14 protein-coding genes are annotated in these 15591 nt (G+C 59.9%); 2 read left to right on the forward strand and 12 right to left on the reverse strand.

Annotated features, from left to right (window positions below; all coding sequences use genetic code 11):
* Positions 1–17: 17 nt before the first annotated feature.
* Both recJ and AC07VO_RS27570 read right to left on the reverse strand, forming a co-directional pair.
* Positions 18–1727, reverse strand: coding sequence for a single-stranded-DNA-specific exonuclease RecJ (gene recJ, locus AC07VO_RS27565; protein ID WP_064616237.1), 1710 nt, complete (start codon positions 1725–1727; stop codon positions 18–20).
* A 67-nt stretch (positions 1728–1794) separates the two neighbouring features.
* Positions 1795–2337 carry a YaeQ family protein gene (locus tag AC07VO_RS27570; RefSeq protein WP_007940622.1) on the reverse strand — a complete coding sequence of 181 codons (543 nt, stop codon included), beginning with the start codon at positions 2335–2337 and terminating at the stop codon, positions 1795–1797.
* 149 nt (positions 2338–2486) lie between these two features.
* Here AC07VO_RS27570 and AC07VO_RS27575 point away from each other — a divergent pair, with 149 nt between their 5' ends.
* Complete coding sequence (locus tag AC07VO_RS27575; RefSeq protein WP_018926698.1) at positions 2487–3686, forward strand: CaiB/BaiF CoA transferase family protein; 1200 nt, start codon at positions 2487–2489, stop codon at positions 3684–3686.
* Complete coding sequence (locus AC07VO_RS27580; protein WP_086946353.1) at positions 3667–4593, forward strand: TIGR02285 family protein; 927 nt, start codon at positions 3667–3669, stop codon at positions 4591–4593. Before AC07VO_RS27575 ends, AC07VO_RS27580 begins: the two co-directional genes overlap by 20 nt.
* A 171-nt stretch (positions 4594–4764) precedes the next feature.
* Here the strand turns inward: AC07VO_RS27580 and AC07VO_RS27585 are convergent, their stop codons facing one another.
* The 10 genes from AC07VO_RS27585 to yajC form a co-directional block, all read right to left on the reverse strand.
* A complete protein-coding gene (locus tag AC07VO_RS27585; protein ID WP_019581629.1) occupies positions 4765–5052 on the reverse strand; it encodes a DUF3509 domain-containing protein in 288 nt (95 codons plus the stop codon).
* A 203-nt stretch (positions 5053–5255) separates the two neighbouring features.
* Positions 5256–6629 carry a transporter substrate-binding domain-containing protein gene (locus tag AC07VO_RS27590; protein ID WP_086946352.1) on the reverse strand — a complete coding sequence of 458 codons (1374 nt, stop codon included), beginning with the start codon at positions 6627–6629 and terminating at the stop codon, positions 5256–5258.
* 133 nt (positions 6630–6762) lie between these two features.
* Positions 6763–8172: a threonine synthase gene (gene thrC, locus AC07VO_RS27595; RefSeq protein ID WP_019651847.1), complete on the reverse strand. Its 1410-nt coding sequence runs from the start codon at positions 8170–8172 to the stop codon at positions 6763–6765.
* A 66-nt stretch (positions 8173–8238) separates the two neighbouring features.
* On the reverse strand, positions 8239–9543 hold the full coding sequence (locus tag AC07VO_RS27600; protein ID WP_018926703.1) for a homoserine dehydrogenase: 1305 nt from the start codon (positions 9541–9543) through the stop codon (positions 8239–8241).
* A 134-nt stretch (positions 9544–9677) separates the two neighbouring features.
* Positions 9678–10409: a DsbC family protein gene (locus tag AC07VO_RS27605; RefSeq protein WP_018926704.1), complete on the reverse strand. Its 732-nt coding sequence runs from the start codon at positions 10407–10409 to the stop codon at positions 9678–9680.
* 263 nt (positions 10410–10672) lie between these two features.
* A complete protein-coding gene (gene xerD, locus AC07VO_RS27610) occupies positions 10673–11569 on the reverse strand; it encodes a site-specific tyrosine recombinase XerD (protein ID WP_019651849.1) in 897 nt (298 codons plus the stop codon).
* 136 nt (positions 11570–11705) lie between these two features.
* A complete protein-coding gene (locus tag AC07VO_RS27615) occupies positions 11706–12254 on the reverse strand; it encodes a glycine zipper 2TM domain-containing protein (RefSeq protein WP_018926705.1) in 549 nt (182 codons plus the stop codon).
* Positions 12255–12374: 120 nt separating this feature from the next.
* On the reverse strand, positions 12375–13289 hold the full coding sequence (secF, locus tag AC07VO_RS27620) for a protein translocase subunit SecF (protein ID WP_018926706.1): 915 nt from the start codon (positions 13287–13289) through the stop codon (positions 12375–12377).
* Between the two features lie 9 nt (positions 13290–13298).
* Positions 13299–15167 carry a protein translocase subunit SecD gene (secD, locus tag AC07VO_RS27625; RefSeq protein ID WP_495007697.1) on the reverse strand — a complete coding sequence of 623 codons (1869 nt, stop codon included), beginning with the start codon at positions 15165–15167 and terminating at the stop codon, positions 13299–13301.
* Between the two features lie 63 nt (positions 15168–15230).
* Positions 15231–15566, reverse strand: coding sequence for a preprotein translocase subunit YajC (gene yajC, locus AC07VO_RS27630; protein ID WP_007934009.1), 336 nt, complete (start codon positions 15564–15566; stop codon positions 15231–15233).
* Positions 15567–15591: the final 25 nt, after the last annotated feature.

Here is a 15591-nt window from a genome sequence, read left to right on the forward strand (position 1 = left end):
ACAACAGCAGTTAGACATTATCGCGGTTCGATGTGGGCAATCATCAACTGTACAGTCTCGTTCCCACGAAACTCGTTGAGGTCGAGCTTGTAGGCCAATTCGACCCACTTGATGGTCGGATTCGGCCAGATGTCCCGGTCGATCCCGAAGGCGATGCCATCCAGCTTCACCGAGCCGCATTCACTTTTCAGCACCACTTTGAGGTGCCGCTCGCCAACCACCCGTTGCTCGACCAACTGGAACACCCCGTGAAACAGCGGCTCCGGAAAGTGCTGCCCCCAAGGCCCGGCGTGGCGCAGGGCGCGGGCCAGTTCCAGGTGAAACTCCTCGACCGCCAGGGTGCCGTCCGACAGCAGTCGCCCGGTCAGGTCTTCTTCGCGCATTTGCCTGCGCACTTCGGCGTCGAAGGCTTGCGCGAACAACGGAAAATTCGCTTCCGGCAAGGTCAGGCCGGCCGCCATGGCGTGGCCGCCGTATTTGCTGATCAGGTTCGGATGTTGCGCCGCGACCACGCTCAAGGCATCGCGAATGTGAAAGCCCTGAACCGAACGCCCCGACCCCTTGAGCAGGCCATCGCCAGCATCGGCAAAGGCAATGGTCGGACGGAAATAACGCTCTTTCATACGCGAGGCGAGGATACCGATCACCCCCTGGTGCCACTCGGGATCGAACAGGCACAGGCCGAACGGCATCGATTCCACCGGCAGATCCTTGAGTTGGGCCAGCGCCTCGCGCTGCATGCCCTGCTCGATGGATTTACGGTCCTGGTTCATGCCATCCAGCTGAGCCGCCATTTCACGGGCGGCGCCAGCGTCTTCGGTGAGCAGGCACTCGATGCCCAGGCTCATGTCATCCAGCCGCCCTGCCGCGTTCAGACGCGGGCCGAGGATAAAGCCCAGGTCAGTGGAGGTGATGCGCGAATGATCACGCTTGGCCACTTCAAGGATCGCCTTGATCCCCGGCCGCGCACGCCCGGCGCGAATTCGCTCCAGGCCCTGATGCACCAGAATCCGGTTGTTGGCATCCAGCGGCACCACGTCGGCGACGCTGCCCAGCGCCACCAGGTCGAGCAATTCGCCAATGTTCGGCTGCGGCTTGCTCTCGTACCAGCCCAGGCTGCGCAGGCGCGCGCGCAGGGCCATCAGTACATAGAAAATCACCCCGACACCGGCCAGGGCTTTGCTCGGGAATTCGCAACCCGGCTGGTTCGGATTGACGATGGCATCGGCCAACGGCAGCTCGTCGCCGGGCAAGTGGTGATCGGTGACCAGCACCTTGAGCCCGGCCTTTTTCGCCGCTGCCACGCCTTCGACGCTGGAAATGCCATTGTCCACGGTGATCAGCAACTGCGGCTCGCGGGTCAGCGCCACTTCGACGATTTCCGGGGTCAGGCCGTAGCCGTACTCGAAGCGGTTTGGCACCAGATAGTCGACATGCGCCGCGCCCAACAGACGTAACCCCAACATGCCCACGGTACTGGCCGTCGCGCCATCGGCATCGAAGTCGCCAACGATCAGAATCCGCTGACGCTGCTCCAGCGCCGTTACCAGCAAATCCACCGCCGCCTCGATGCCCTTGAGCTGCTGGAACGGAATCAGCCGCGCCAGGCTCTTGTCCAGTTCAGCCTCGGACTGCACGCCCCGAGCCGCATAAAGGCGGGTCAGCAGCGGTGGAATATCACCGAGGAATGGCAGGGTGTCGGGCAACAGGCGAGGTTCGATGCGCATGGGGTGACAGGTGCTTCTCTTGAATACGTAGGATAAAACCGGGGGGACGCGGCCAAGCGGCGAATAATCAGCCGCGTTCGCCGGCCAGCCATTGCAACTGGACTTCGTGCTGACCACGGTCGTCGGTGACGAAAATCGTTCCTTCGCTGATCATCACGTCCCACTTGATAACGCGCGGCATGTCCTTGGCCAGGGTTTCCAGCACTTCCTGGGGCACGGCGGCGATGTTGACGTTTTTCAGGGTCTTGATCGCCGGGATCACTTTGCCTTCCCAGACACGCAGGCTGCCGTAGGCCAGCAGGCTGGTGCGTTCGGTGCGGCGCGAGCACCAGGTCAGGCGGTCGGCGTCTGGCTGGCCGACTTCGATCCAGTGCAGGACACGGTCGTCCAGGCTCTTTTCCCACAGCGCCGGCTCATCCACGTCTGACAGACCGCGGCCAAAAGACAGCTGCTCGTTGTACCAGAAGGCGTAGGCCAGCAGCCGCACGGTCATGCGCTCTTCGGTTTCCGAAGGGTGACGGGCGATGGTCTGCTTCACGTTCTCGTAGACGCTGCGGTCGAGGTCGGTGAGGTTCAGTTCAAACTTGTAGGTCGTGGACGGCTGGGCCATGAACGGGCTTCTTGATACGGGGAAAGGCGGCAAGTCTAACCGATGCAAGAGGGCAATCAACGAATTGAAGGCGAATCAACTTTGGGCGATGGATGTCGGCCTATGATAAAACGCTGTATTCGCTCAGCCTTTGTCCTACAGGATTTCGCATGCCGTTCTCCAATAAACCGCTCTCGGGTCTGAAAGTCATCGAATTGGGTACGTTGATTGCCGGGCCGTTTGCCTCGCGTATTTGCGGCGAATTCGGCGCCGAAGTGATCAAGATCGAGTCACCGGACGGCGGTGATCCGTTGCGCAAATGGCGCAAGTTGTATGAAGGCACCTCGCTGTGGTGGTTCGTTCAGGCGCGCAACAAGAAATCCCTGACCCTGAACCTGAAACACCCAGATGGCCTGGCGATCCTGAAACAGCTGCTCAGTGAAGCGGACATCCTGATCGAGAATTTTCGCCCCGGCGTGCTGGAAAAGCTCGGCCTGGGCTGGGAAGTCTTGCACGCACTGAACCCGAAACTGGTGATGGTGCGGCTCTCGGGCTTTGGCCAGACCGGCCCCATGAAAGATCAGCCGGGCTTCGGTGCGGTCGGTGAGTCCATGGGCGGCCTGCGCTACATCACCGGGTTCGAGGACCGGCCGCCGGTGCGCACCGGGATTTCCATCGGCGACTCGATTGCCGCGCTCTGGGGCGTGATCGGCGCACTGATGGCCTTGCGTCATCGCGAGGTCAACGGCGGTTTGGGGCAAGTGGTGGACGTGGCGCTGTATGAAGCGATCTTCGCCATGATGGAAAGCATGGTCCCGGAGTTCGATGTGTTCGGCTTCATCCGCGAACGCACCGGCAACATCATGCCGGGCATCACACCCTCCTCCATCCACACCAGCGCCGATGGCAAACACGTGCAGATCGGCGCCAACGGCGATGCGATCTTCAAGCGATTCATGCTGATCATCGGCCGCGAGGATCTGGCCAACGACCCAGTGCTGGCCAGCAACGACGGGCGTGACAGCCGTCGCGACGAGATTTACGGGGTGATCGATCGCTGGGTCAACTCACTGCCACTGGACGCGGTGATCGAGCAATTGAACCAGGCCGACGTTCCCGCCAGCCGGATCTTCAGCGCCGAAGACATGTTCAGCGATCCGCAATACCTGGCCCGGGAAATGTTCCTGCAAGCCAAGCTGCCCGACGGCAAGGACTTCAAGATGCCCGGCATCGTACCGAAGCTTTCCGAGACACCCGGCACCTCGGAATGGGTCGGGCCGCAGTTGGGTGAACACAATGCGCAAGTCCTCCACGATCTGGGCTACGACCCGGCACAGATCGCACGACTGCGTGAAGACGGGGCCATCTAAGCTGAATCGCCTGCTTTCATCTGTCCTCGATTACGCCGGCATCGGGCGCCTGCTGGCGGCGCTCGGGCTGTTGTCGGGCCTGATATCCCCGGCCCTGGCGCAACCTAAGGAGCATTTGTTCTGGCTGTTGCGCGACCTGCCGCCACTGACGATCTTCGAAGGCCCGAAAAAAGGCCAGGGCGTCATTGACCAATTGATGCCCCTGCTGATCGCCGGTATGCCGCAGTACGAACACACCCTGATACGGGTCAATCGCGCCCGCGGCATACAGATGCTTCACGAAGAATCCTTTACCTGCGACCCCTCGCTGGTCTGGAGCAGGGAGCGCGAACAGTGGATCACGTATTCCATTCCGGCCTTCCGGGTGGTCAGCAATGGGCTGGTGATCCGACGTGAAGATCGGTCGGTGCTGGAGCCGTTTCTTTCCAACGGTGAAGTCGATCTGGCGGCCCTGTTGGCCAGCGGTCGACAGAAAGTCGGTGTGATCGCCGAGCGCCGTTACGGTGAGTTCCTCGACACACTGCTGCAACAGGCGCCAGCCGGCGCGCTGACGCCCCACTATGGCAATGACGCCCTCGGCAGCCTGCTGCAGATGCAACGCTTGGGTCGTTTGCAGGTGGTATTGGGTTACTGGCCGGAAATCCGCTATCAGGCCCATCAGGAAAACCTGGCCGATGAGCAACTGGAGTTCTACCCGGTCAAAGGCACGGGCAACTACATGCCCGTGTACATCGGTTGCTCGAATACGCCCCAGGGTCGACAGGCGATCAGTGAAATCAACCGACTATTGCGCGCCCTGCCCCGCGAGCACCTGGCCCCGTTGTATGCCGACTGGCTCGACCCGCAAAGACGCAAGAATTACCTGGAAGAAACCAAGGCCTTTTTCGAGCATCAGGCCACGCAATGACAAATCGCAGGCAAAAAGAAACCCCGAGAAGTGGGGAGACAACTCGGGGTTAAACGTGGCCTGTATTACAGACCCGTAGCAGCAAGCTACAAGCACCGGAGCACAATGCTTGATCCTGCCGTTACATGGTCTGACTGACCTTGGCGCAGGAAGGTTCCCACAAAAAACACTTCAATTTCGGCTGGCCAGGCGCTTGTCCTGAGCAGCATTGCGCAACGCCGCGATAACACAGGGCTCCAGGCGTCCTTCAGCGATCAGCACGTCACGGTGCAAGCCGTCGACGACATCCGTCAGCAGACGTTTATCGGTTAACTGGGCCTGATTGAACAGCCGTTCGACCACGATAGCGCCGGTCGCACTCTTGAGCGTCACCAGGCATTCGCCATGGGCACCCGATGGGGTCAACGTGACTTGGTACGGGCTCAGAGCCTCGCCGAGCAATAGACTGATACTTTCCATCTCGATCACCACTCAATAGTCCGTAAACAAAGTGCCTGGGGCGTATCCACAGTAATTGACCCCAGGCCCGAGAAGAAAGTTCTGGATTCCAACGGCAGGCGCACCGGCGCCTCTGGTGGATAAAGCATGCCCGGAAAAGATGACAGTAAAAAAACAGCCGCGTTTAAACCCTTTCACCCGAGACACATGCCTTGTAGCAGCTGCTACAGGCATTGCGCTTTACGCCTGCCTTGTCTCCGCTTGGCCAGATCGGTCCATCCGCCCAGCAGTCCTCGCAATTGACCGTCGGCACTGTAAAACGGCACCGTCCACTGATAGATGTCCCTGACGCCGTCCTTGAACATCAACTGACGTTCGCTGAAGCGGGTCTTGCGCGTACCGAGCTGGGCCATGAACTCGGCGTGCAGTTGCTCGGCGGTTTCTTTGGGCAAGACATCGAGTTCGATCAGTCGACGCCCCTGAATCTGGTCGAAACGGGTCGACAACCCCTCTTCATAACTCTTGTTGCACATGATCAAGCGCCCCTCCAGATCACGCACGAACATCGGATCGGGCATGGCGTCTATCAAGGCATGCTGGAAGGCGAGCTGGTCATTGAGATCTTTTTCCGCGTCCCGACGTTGCTGGATCAACACCGTGAGTCGCCGGTTCCACAGCAGGGATAGCAGCGCAAAAACACTGGCGAAAAAAACGCTCCAACAGCCCCATTCGGTTATTTGCTGCCAGGTCGAAGGCGTCTGTACGGGAACAATGCCATCGAGCCACTTCAAGCGAATCGCGCGTAATTCGGCAGGCGGAAACGCTTCGAGCGCCTTGTTGAGGATGCTCAACAATTGCGGCTGCCCTTTGCGTAGCGCCAGATGATCAGCTTCCCATTTACCCTCCACCGTATCGCCCACCTTGAGCTGCCCTGACGGATAGAGCTGCGCCCCGGTTTCATTCTCGATGGTGGCGTAGGCTTCGCCGCTTTCGACCAGCGCCCTGGCCTCGGCGTAGGTTTTGACCGAACGCAGCTCGATGGACGGATAGTCGCGACGAATGGTCGCCTCCAGCGCATGCCGGGCTGGCAGCACCAGTACTCTTTTCGACAGCTGCTGCATGGATTGCACCGCTGGCGCGCCCGCTCGCCCGACGAACACCCAGCCCGCACCACCGAACGCATGACTGAAATCCAGGAACTCCTTGCGCTCCTCACTCATTGCCAGTGTGGTGCTAATGTCTGCCGCGCCGCTTTCCAGCCGCTCCAGCAATTGATCGGTGGAAAACGTCTCTTCATGGAGGAACTTCAGCCCTGTCATGGCGCTGATGCGGTTGAGCACATCGTTGTTCAACCCGCTCCAGTGTCCATGCTCATCCTTGAACAGATACAACGGGTACTGCGCCGACGCGACCGTGACCGTCGGATGTTCCGCAATCCATTGCAGCTCCTGAGCGTCTAGCCCGATAGCGGCCTCGGCGACCGCCCCCCGGGGCTCATAAGCCGCCAATTGCGCCGCCAGCCCCCATTGAGCAACGCTCATGGCTCCGACCAGAAATATCCAGCACGCAGCTGGTTTAAACCCTCTAAAAAACAGCATTGCCACTTCCTTGGTGATCGTCTCGCCCGCCCTTCATGGGCGGCTCTTCATTTACGAAACCCGACAAGTGTGGCATGCAGAAATGAGAAAGCCCGTCAGGAGACGGGCTTCAAAATGTGACAGCTTTTACCGGTTACAGTGGCTTGCCGCGGTTGCCATGCTGACTGACAAAGGCCTGCACGGCTTTCAGGTCATTCGGCAACACGGTGCAACGCTCGTCTCGCTCAAACAAATCAGAAAGATGTGCAGGTAGTTCGAGTGCTTTTCCTACACCGGCTTTTTCCACCGCGTCCGGGAATTTGACCGGATGAGCCGTGCCCAGGATCACCATCGGGATATCCAGGCTGCGACGGCATTCGCGCGCGGCCTTCACGCCGATGGCGGTGTGCGGGTCCAGCAGCTCGCCGGTTTGCTCGAAGACTTCGGCAATGGTTTCGCAGGTTTGGGCGTCATCCACCGCCAGCGAATCGAACAGCTTGCGCGCCTCGGTCCAGCGTTCCTGCTCGACGCTGAAACCGCCGCCCTGCTTGAAGGTGTCCATCAAACCGGCAATCGCCGCGCCGTTGCGACCGTGCAGGTCGAACAGCAGGCGTTCGAAGTTCGACGAGACCATGATGTCCATGGACGGCGACAGCGTGGCGTGCAGGGTTTCCTTGACGTACTGATTGCCGCTCATGAAGCGGTGCAGGATGTCGTTGCGGTTGGTGGCGACGATCAACTGGTTGATCGGCAGGCCCATGTTGCGCGCCAGGTAACCGGCGAAGATATCGCCGAAGTTGCCGGTCGGCACCGAGAACGATACCGAACGCGCCGGGCCACCCAGTTGCAGGGCTGCGTGGAAGTAATAAACGATCTGGGCCATGATCCGCGCCCAGTTGATCGAGTTCACCGCTACCAGGCGAGTGCCCTTGAGGAAGCTCTGGTCGGCGAAGCTCGCCTTGACCATTTCCTGGCAGTCATCGAAGTTGCCTTCGATGGCGATGTTATGGATGTTCTCGCCGAAGATGGTGGTCATCTGGCGACGCTGCACTTCGGACACGCGGTTGTGTGGGTGCAGGATGAAGATGTCGACGTTTTCGCAATGCTTGCAGCCTTCGATGGCCGCCGAACCGGTGTCACCGGAGGTAGCGCCGACGATCACCACGCGCTCACCGCGCTTTTCCAGCACATAGTCGAGCAGGCGACCGAGCAGTTGCAGGGCGAAGTCCTTGAACGCCAGGGTCGGGCCGTGGAACAGCTCCAGCACCCATTCGTTGCTGTTCAGCTGACGCAACGGCGCCACGGCGTTGTGGGAAAACACGCCGTACGTTTCTTCAAGAATCTTTTTGAAATCGGCATCGGGGATGCTGCCGGTGACGAACGGGCGCATCACCCGGAAGGCCAGTTCGTGATACGGCAGGCCGGCCCAGGAAGCGATTTCTTCCTGAGTGAAACGTGGCAGGTTTTCCGGGACGTACAGACCGCCGTCGGTGGCTAGACCGGCCAGCAGGACGTCTTCGAAATTCAGGGCCGGTGCCTGGCCGCGGGTACTGATGTAACGCATGACTGACTCCAATGGACAGTGTTCGCAATGCCGGGCCCGCGTGCGGGCCCGGTGAACGATAACGGCTTAGTTCAGGTGCTCGACGCGGATCCGTACAACCGGACCGACCACGCCCGCCAAGGCTTCCAGGGCAGCGATCGCATCGTTGATGTGCTGTTCCAGCACGCGATGGGTCAGCAGGATCATCGGCACCAGGCCGTCGTGCTCCTCGACTTCCTTCTGCATGATCGATTCGATGTTGATGCCGCGCTCCGACAGGATGCTCGCCACCTGGGCCAACACGCCCGGATGGTCCTTGGCCTGAATGCGCAGGTAGTAAGCGCTTTCGCAGGCTTCGATCGGCAGGATCGGGTGGGCCGACAGCGAATCCGGCTGGAAGGCCAGGTGCGGTACACGGTTTTCCGGGTCGGAGGTCATGGCGCGAACCACGTCCACCAGATCGGCGATTACCGACGAAGCAGTCGGTTCCATGCCGGCACCAGCACCGTAGAACAGGGTCGAACCGGCAGCATCACCGTTGACCATCACCGCGTTCATCACGCCGTTGACGTTGGCGATCAGGCGATCGGCCGGGATCAGCGTCGGGTGCACGCGCAACTCGATACCGGCCGCGGTGCTGCGCGCCACGCCCAGGTGCTTGATGCGATAGCCCAGCGCTTCGGCGTAGTTCACGTCAGCGGTGGTCAGCTTGGTGATGCCTTCGGTGTAGGCCTTGTCGAATTGCAGCGGAATGCCGAACGCGATGGACGCCAGGATCGTCAGCTTGTGGGCGGCGTCGATGCCTTCGACGTCGAACGTCGGGTCGGCTTCGGCGTAACCCAGGGCCTGCGCTTCGGCCAGCACGTCTTCGAAGGTCCGGCCTTTTTCACGCATTTCGGTAAGGATGAAGTTACCGGTGCCGTTGATGATGCCGGCCACCCAGTTGATACGGTTGGCGGACAGGCCTTCACGGATCGCCTTGATCACCGGAATGCCGCCGGCCACGGCCGCTTCGAACGCAACGATCACGCCCTTCTCGCGAGCCTTGGCGAAAATTTCATTACCGTGAACGGCAATCAGTGCCTTGTTCGCGGTGACCACATGCTTGCCATTCTCGATGGCCTTGAGTACCAGCTCGCGGGCAACGGTATAGCCGCCCATCAGCTCTATGACGATGTCGATCTCAGGGTTCGTGGCCACTTCGAAGACATCGTTGGTAATCGCAATACCGGTCGTCTGGAACTGAGGCTTTGGCGTGCGCATGGCAATTTGTGCCACTTCGATTCCACGCCCGGCACGACGAGCAATTTCCTCGGCGTTGCGCTGAAGTACGTTGAAGGTACCGCCACCGACGGTCCCTAACCCACAGATGCCTACTTTGACCGGTTTCACTGTGAACTCCCCATAAAACGGCCGACTCGAGGCCGGCCGTGAAAACAGCCGCAGGTTCGCGGCTCTCTATTGATGGCCCGGCAAATGCTGCCGCCGGACCACGCTCGTCAAAGGCTGGCCGTGACGATGCGAATTTACTTCGCGCCCAGTGCCAGTTTGGCGACTTGTGGCGCAGGCTGGTAGCCCGGAATGACCTGACCGTCAGCCAAAACGATGGCCGGTGTACCGTTCACGCCAATCGACTGACCGAGGGCAAACTGCTTGGACACCGGGTTATCGCACTTGGCGGCCTTGATTTCCTTGCCATCGACCATTTTGTCCATGGCGGCTTTCTTGTCTTTCGAACACCACACGGCTTGCAGTTGCTCGTCACCCGGCGAGCCCAGGCCCTGGCGCGGGAACGCAACATAACGCACTTCGATGCCGCGTTTGTTCAGCTCAGGCACTTCGGCGTGCAGCTTGTGGCAATACGGGCAAGTGGTGTCGGTGAACACGGTGATGTGCGACTTGGTTTCGCCGATGGCCGGGTAGACCACGGTTTCAGCCACAGGAATGCCATTGATCAGTTTGGCAATGCCCAGGCGTTCGGTCTTCTCGGTCAGGTTGACCGGTTTACCGTCCTTGAGCTGGAACAGGTAGCCCTGAACCACGTATTGGCCGTCGGCGCTGGCGTAAAGCACGCGGCTGCCCTTGAGCTTGACTTCGTACAGACCTGGCAGCGGGCTGGCGGTGATGGTTTCGACCGGCACGTCGAGCTGGAGGTTTTCCAGGCTTTTACGAATGGCTTGGTCGGCCGCGTCATCGGCGACGGCAAAGGTGCTGACCAACGCAATGGCTGCAGCGGCGAAAATCTGGGTCAGACGCATGAGAACTCCTGAAGGCGGACAAATGGGACGATCAGAACGCCAGTGCCGAAACACCGGGTCATAACCGCCCATCGTGCAAACCGGCAAAGCCTACCACATAAGGCCCGTGTGGCGAGGGGGCTTGCCCCCGTTGGGTTGCGAAGCAGCCCCTCTTTGGCGATCCCTATCCGACATATGGACCGAGGCGTGAGGCTTGACGACTGCTGCGCAGCCGAACGGGGGCAAGCCCCCTCGCCACAGGGTTTGTAACCATCCCGCATTGATTAGCCTCTGGGGTGATGCTTGGCATGCAGATCCTGCAAGCGCGCCCGGGCGACGTGAGTATAGATCTGGGTGGTGGAGAGATCGCTGTGGCCGAGCAACATTTGCACCACCCGAAGGTCGGCACCGTGGTTGAGCAGGTGCGTGGCGAAGGCATGACGCAAGGTATGCGGCGACAGCGACTTGCCGATCCCGGCGACCTTGGCCTGGTGCTTGATGCGATGCCAGAAGGTCTGGCGGGTCATCTGCTCACCGCGCAGGCTGGGGAACAGCACATCGCTGGGACGCCCGCCCAGCAACTCGCCACGGGCATCGCGCATGTAACGCTCGACCCAGACAATCGCCTCCTCGCCCATCGGCACCAGCCGTTCCTTGCTGCCCTTGCCCATCACCCGCAGCACGCCTTGGCGCAGGTTGACCTGTTCCAGCGTCAGGCTGATCAGCTCCGTCACCCGCAAGCCACACGCGTAAAGCACCTCAAGCATGGCGCGATCACGCTGACCGATGGCCTCGCTCAAGTCCGGCGCGGCCAGCAAGGCCTCCACATCGGCTTCCGACAAGGATTTAGGCAATGGCCTACCCAGTTGCGGCATATCCACGCGCAGGGTCGGATCGACGGCAATCAGCTTTTCCCGCAGTAAATAGCGATAAAAACCACGCACACCGGAAAGGAATCGCGCCGTAGAACGGGGTTTGTAGTTTTGCTCCAGGCGCCAGGCCAGGTGATCGAGGATCAACTCGCGCCCGGCGTTGATCAGCTCCAGGCCCTTCTCCTGCAACCAGCCGTTGAACAAAGCCAGGTCGCTGCGATAGGCATCGCGGGTGTTATCGGAAAGGCCTTTCTCCAGCCACAGGGCGTCGAGGAACTGGTCTATCAGGGGATGATCGATGGCAGGCATGGGGGCTCAGGACTGGCGGGCAAAAGGCCGCAAAAATGAAGAGTCTTGCATAACACGTTGAAGGTGACACATGAAATTCGGGCACAAAAAAAGCATCCCTTGCGGGATGCTTCTTTTTGAGTAGACGCTCAGCTCATTACCGGGCCGGTTCGTTCTGCCCCAGGATCAGCTTGCCATCCTTGTCGACCGGAATCTGATTGCCTGGATCGCGATCCATCCGCACCTTGCCTTCCTTGCCATCCAGCGAATAACGAACGTCGTAGCCTACGACCTTGTCGCTGATGTCATTGACCGTGTTACAGCGAGTCTGAGTCGTGGTGTAAGTGTCACGCTCCTGCATGCCTTCCTGCACCTTGTTACCCGCATAACCGCCGCCGACCGCACCGGCCACTGTGGCGATTTTCTTGCCTGTACCGCCGCCGATCTGATTGCCCAACAGGCCACCAGCCAGGGCGCCGACCACCGTACCGGCGATCTGGTGTTGGTCTTTCACCGGCGCTTGCCGGGTCACCGTAACGTCCTTGCACACTTCACGTGGAGTCTTGATTTGTGTCTTGACCGGTTCAACGGCCAGCACTTGTGCATACTCAGGGCCGCTTTTAACCAGTTTGTAGGTGGCAACAGCACCACCGGCAGTCACACCGACAGCACCCAATACCGCACCAACCAGCAACGACTTGTTCACATGAACCTCCTGGCTATAACAGACGGGACAAACCCGCGCTTCTCCCAGCCTTGGAGCATGAAAAAAGGCGCGAGTTCAACACTCGCGCCTTCTCGGCTTGCAGCAGGAAAAAGATAACCGTTATGGACGGTCGTCGACTTCCTTCTCGCTCGTCGCCACAGGAATCAGGTCTTCGCTGTTCAGGTTCAGCCAGATCAGCACCACGTTCGCGATGTAGATCGAGGAGTAAGTACCCGCCAGAACACCGATGAACAGGGCAATGGAGAAACCGAACAGGTTGTCGCCACCGAAGAACAACAGGGCCGCGATCGCCAGCAAGGTGGAGATCGACGTCGCCATGGTCCGCAGCAGGGTTTGCGTGGTCGAGATGTTGATGTTCTCGATCAGGCTGGCCTTGCGCAGGACGCGGAAGTTCTCACGAACCCGGTCGAATACCACGATGGTGTCGTTGAGCGAGTAACCGATGATCGCCAGTACCGCCGCCAGCACCGTCAGGTCGAAGGTGATCTGGAAGAACGACAGGATACCGACGGTCACGATAACGTCGTGGATCAAGGACACGATCGCACCGACCGCAAACTTCCACTGAAAGCGGAAAGCCAGGTAGATCAGGATGCCACCCAGCGCCATCAGCATGCCGAGGCCGCCCTGGTCGCGCAGTTCTTCACCCACCTGCGGGCCGACGAACTCGACACGCTTGACCTGAGCCGGGTTGTCGCCGCCGACTTTCTGCAGCGCTTCAGCCACCTGGTGACCCAGTTGCGGATCTTCGCCAGGCATGCGCACCAGAAGATCGGTAGTCGCACCGAAGTTCTGCACGATGGCTTCGTGATAACCGGCTGTAGCCAGTTGCTCACGCACCTTGGTGACATCGGCCGGACGCTCGTAGGTCAGCTCGATGAGCGTACCGCCGGTGAAGTCCAGGCCCCAGTTCATGCCCTTATGAAAGACACTGAACATTGCCAGCGCGGTAAGGAACAATGTGACGCCGAACGCAAAGTTGCGAACGCCCATGAAGTTGATTGTACGTAACATGGCAGCCCCTTAAATCCACAACTTCTTGAAGTCACGACCGCCGAAGATCAGGTTGACCATCGCGCGGGTCACCATGATGGCCGTGAACATCGAGGTAAAGATCCCGAGGGACATGGTCACGGCGAAACCCTTGACCGGGCCGGTGCCCATGGCAAAGAGAATCCCGCCCACCAACAAGGTTGTCAGGTTGGCGTCGAGAATCGCGGTGAATGCCCGGCCGAAGCCTTCGTTGATTGCCCGTTGTACGGTCATGCCGGCCGCGATCTCTTCACGTATCCGCGAGAAGATCAGGACGTTGGCGTCGACCGCCATGCCCATGGTCAATACGATACCGGCGATACCCGGCAGGGTCAGCGTTGCACCCAGCAGCGACATCAAGGCCAGCAGCATCACCATGTTCACTGCCAGCGCAACGGTGGCGATGAGGCCGAAGAAGCGGTAGATGGCCATGATGAACAGCGAGACAAACAGCATGCCCCACAACGATGCATCGATACCTTTGGTGATGTTGTCGGCACCCAGGCTTGGGCCAATGGTGCGCTCTTCAGCGAAGTACATCGGAGCCGCCAGACCACCGGCACGCAGCAACAGCGCCAGCTCGGACGATTCGCCCTGGCCGTTCAGGCCAGTGATGCGGAACTGGGCACCCAGCGGCGACTGGATGGTCGCCAGGCTGATGATCTTCTTCTCTTCCTTGAACGTCTGGACCGGCACGTCTTTCTCGACGCCGTTGACCACTTGCTTGACGTAAGTGGTGACCGGACGCTGTTCGATGAAGATCACCGCCATGCTGCGGCCGACGTTGCTGCGAGTCGCACGACTCATCAGCTCGCCACCGTGACCATCCAGACGGATGTTCACTTCTGGCGTACCGTGCTCGCCGAAGCCGGCCTTGGCGTCAGTCACCTGGTCGCCGGTGATGATCAGGCCACGCTCGATCAGAGCCGGAGGACGCTTGCCTTCACGGAACTCGAATTCCTCGGAAGTGGCTTTCGAAGCACCAGGCTCAGCCGCCAGACGGAACTCCAGGTTGGCCGTCTTGCCGAGGATACGCTTGGCTTCTGCGGTGTCTTGCACGCCCGGCAGCTCAACCACGATGCGGTTGGCGCCCTGGCGCTGAACGATAGGTTCGGCAACACCCAGCTCGTTGACGCGGTTACGTACCGTGGTCAAGTTCTGCTTGATGGAGTATTCACGGATTTCCGCCAGCTTGGCCGGGGTCATCGCCAGACGCAGTACCGGTTGGCCATTGAGGTCGGCCGGAACAATGTCGAAATCGTTGAAGTTCTTGCGGATCAGCGCACGGGCCTGTTCGCGGGAGTCTTCATCAGTGAAGCCCAGCTGAATGGCACCGCCCAGTTGCGGCAGGCTGCGATAGCGCAGTTTCTCTTTGCGCAACAGGCTCTTCACATCGCCTTCGTAGACTTTCAGGCGTGCGTCGAGGGCTTTGTCCATGTCCACTTCCAGCAGGAAGTGCACACCACCGGACAAGTCCAGACCCAGCTTCATCGGGTGCGCGCCCAGGCTGCGCAGCCATTGCGGGGTGGTTTGCGCCAGGTTCAGTGCAACGACGTAGTCATCGCCCAATGCCTTGCGCACAACGTCTTTGGCTGGCAACTGGTCTTCGGCCTTGACCAGGCGAATCAGACCGCCCTTGCCGTTTGCCGCCAGCGTGGCCGCCTTGACGCTGATCCCGGATTCCTTGAGCGCGGTGCTCACACGGTCCAGATCAGCCTGATTGACTTGCAGCGCAGTGCTTGCACCGCTGACCTGAATGGCCGGGTCGTCAGGATATAGATTGGGAGCGGAATAAATCAGACCGACCGCCAGCACCGCCAGGATCAGAATGTATTTCCACAGAGGGTATTTGTTCAGCATCACGCCGCCCGCTTATGACGCGGGGCGCCTTGCGCGCCCCGTCGATTGAGTAGAAGTTGTAACTTAGATCGCTTTGAGCGTGCCTTTTGGCAGCGTGGCGGCGATGGCGCCTTTCTGGAACTTCATTTCAACGGTGTCGGAAACTTCCAGAACCACGAAGTCGTCGGACACTTTGGTGATTTTGCCGGCGATACCACCGGTGGTCACAACTTCGTCACCTTTTTGCAGGCTGCTCAGCAGGTTCTTCTGCTCTTTGGCGCGCTTGGCCTGTGGACGCCAGATCATCAGGTAGAAGATGACCAGGAAACCGACCAGGAAAATCCACTCAAAGCCGCCGCCCATCGGGCCTGCCGCAGGTGCAGCAGCGTCAGCCATGGCATTAGAGATAAAAAAGCTCATTTAGCACTCCAGTTGCAAATGTTGA

It is taken from the genome of Pseudomonas sp. GW821-FHT03E01 (assembly GCF_059420765.1).

What these genes read in the sequence shown, in the direction of transcription:
- AC07VO_RS27570 (WP_007940622.1), bottom strand. Translation starts at nt 2,337, where the DNA reads ATGGCCCAGCCGTCCACGACCTACAAGTTTGAACTGAACCTCACCGAC.
- AC07VO_RS27605 (WP_018926704.1), bottom strand. Translation starts at nt 10,409, where the DNA reads ATGCGTCTGACCCAGATTTTCGCCGCTGCAGCCATTGCGTTGGTCAGC.
- recJ (WP_064616237.1), bottom strand. Translation starts at nt 1,727, where the DNA reads ATGCGCATCGAACCTCGCCTGTTGCCCGACACCCTGCCATTCCTCGGT.
- AC07VO_RS27590 (WP_086946352.1), bottom strand. Translation starts at nt 6,629, where the DNA reads ATGCTGTTTTTTAGAGGGTTTAAACCAGCTGCGTGCTGGATATTTCTG.
- secD (WP_495007697.1), bottom strand. Translation starts at nt 15,167, where the DNA reads ATGCTGAACAAATACCCTCTGTGGAAATACATTCTGATCCTGGCGGTG.
- AC07VO_RS27585 (WP_019581629.1), bottom strand. Translation starts at nt 5,052, where the DNA reads ATGGAAAGTATCAGTCTATTGCTCGGCGAGGCTCTGAGCCCGTACCAA.
- thrC (WP_019651847.1), bottom strand. Translation starts at nt 8,172, where the DNA reads ATGCGTTACATCAGTACCCGCGGCCAGGCACCGGCCCTGAATTTCGAA.
- AC07VO_RS27575 (WP_018926698.1), top strand. Translation starts at nt 2,487, where the DNA reads ATGCCGTTCTCCAATAAACCGCTCTCGGGTCTGAAAGTCATCGAATTG.
- yajC (WP_007934009.1), bottom strand. Translation starts at nt 15,566, where the DNA reads ATGAGCTTTTTTATCTCTAATGCCATGGCTGACGCTGCTGCACCTGCG.
- secF (WP_018926706.1), bottom strand. Translation starts at nt 13,289, where the DNA reads ATGTTACGTACAATCAACTTCATGGGCGTTCGCAACTTTGCGTTCGGC.
- xerD (WP_019651849.1), bottom strand. Translation starts at nt 11,569, where the DNA reads ATGCCTGCCATCGATCATCCCCTGATAGACCAGTTCCTCGACGCCCTG.